General features: G+C 65.4%; 1 pseudogene. It reads left to right on the top strand.

The window, feature by feature from the left end:
- Positions 1 to 286 (top strand): annotated as a pseudogene (locus HT134_RS44480) (hypothetical protein); the annotation flags it as partial.

The following is a 286-nucleotide window of genomic DNA, read 5'->3' as shown; positions in this document are numbered from 1 at the left end:
CGACGAGCACAAACCCACCCGGGATGACGGCCGCGACGAGGCCAGGACCGGCGACGACCACAAGAAGACGGACGACCACAAGAAGCCCGACGAGCCAAAGAAGGACGACGAGCCCAAGAAGGACGACGAGCCGCGGAAGGGCGACGAGCCGAGGAAGGCCGAGGACGACAAGAAGGGGCAGGACGCCAAGAAGTCCGTCGAACACAAGCCCACCAAGCCGGACGCCAAGCCTGACGACGAACACAAGCCCACCAAGCCGGACGCCAAGCCCGACGACGATCGGAAG

The sequence above is a fragment of the Nonomuraea rhodomycinica genome (assembly GCF_013363995.1).
Lineage (GTDB): Bacteria > Actinomycetota > Actinomycetes > Streptosporangiales > Streptosporangiaceae > Nonomuraea > Nonomuraea rhodomycinica.
This window is presented reverse-complemented; position numbering and strand designations above follow the sequence as displayed.